Source organism: Nocardia sp. NPDC004415, assembly GCF_053602435.1.
On the sequence record NZ_JBSGDP010000129.1, the window covers coordinates 1 to 1,278 of the forward strand.

Annotated in this window: 1 protein-coding gene; it reads right to left on the reverse strand. The window is 59.8% G+C overall.

Features of this window, described 5'->3' with window-relative positions; genetic code table 11:
• Positions 1–41: 41 nt before the first annotated feature.
• Positions 42–1,213 (reverse strand): IS3 family transposase gene (locus tag ACWEMY_RS29260; RefSeq protein ID WP_452392611.1). Its coding sequence is split into 2 segments (ribosomal slippage): positions 42–961 and positions 961–1,213, totalling 1,173 coding nucleotides; the frame shifts between segments, so codons are not numbered across the junction.
• Between the last annotated feature and the right edge of the window lie 65 nt (positions 1,214–1,278).

The following is a 1,278-nucleotide window of genomic DNA, read 5'->3' on the forward strand; positions in this document are numbered from 1 at the left end:
TGAGGGGCCGGAAGATTCTCGGACAGTGAGACTTTGACTTCTCAGGCTGCCCTATTCCGCTCGAACCAGCCGGACTCTACTTCGTTGGGTGTTCGGTAGTCAATCCCGGAGTGCAACCGAATCTGGTTGTAGCGCAACTCGATATAGCCGATGACGTCCCTGCGCGCACATTTCCGGGTCGGGTACTGGGTACGGTTCACCCGCTCGTTCTTCAAAGTCCCGTTGAAGGATTCCGCCCAAGCGTTGTCGTAGCATTTTCCCGTGCGTCCTACCGATCGCAGAACACCGAGTTCCGCTGTCACCGCAGCGAATTCGGCTGACAAATATTGAGTGCCACGATCGCTGTGGAAGATCGTGACACCAGGAGCGAAAGCCAGATTCCTGGCAGCCATTCGAAGGGCGTCGGCGACCAGCTCGGTACGCATATGATCGGCCATCGCGTATCCGACTACCTTCTTCGAATAGCAGTCCAACACCGTGGCCAGATACAGCCACCCTTCCCAGGTTCGGATATAGGTGATGTCGCCGACAAGTTTGCGCGCCGGCGCGTCCGCGGTGAAGTCGCGACACACCAGGTCGGGTAGCTCGGCAGCATCACCGGCGAGGGTGGTGACCGGCCGGAACGGGCGCGGCTGACACGCCACGAGGCCCAGTTCACGCATGATCATTCGGACGGTGTCCGGATCAACGGCTGTACCCCAGCGGGCCAGCTGGGCATGGATACGCCGGTAGCCGTACGTGCCGTCGGAGTGCTCGAAGCAGTACCGGATTTCGCTGGCCAGGATTTCGCGGCGCTGCGCGGTGGCCGAGGGTTTGCGGCTGCGCCAGGCGTAATATCCCGACCGTGAGACCTTCGCCCACCGGCACATCGATACGACGGAATGATTGCCTTCTTCGGAGGCGATGAACGCGTATTTCACTGTCACCGGTGCTTCTTCGCGAAGAAGGCCACCGATTTTCCCAGGAACCGGTTCTCCTCCTCCAGCTCTCGGACCCGCCGCTCCAGTTCCTTCAACCTCGCGCGCTCGGAGATCGACAACTCCGAATCGCTGGCATGTGTGCTCCGGAAATTCTTCACCCAGTTCCGGATGGTCTGATCGGTCACCCCGCAGTCACGTGCGACATCGGCGAACGGGCGAGATTTCTCGACCACTTCCCGCGCGGCTGTTTCCCGGAACTCCGGGCTGAACTGACGCGACTTCTTCTGTGCCACAACAACTCCGTTCAATTACCCAAATCATACTTTGGGTCACTGTCCGAAGATCTTCAGGCACCTCA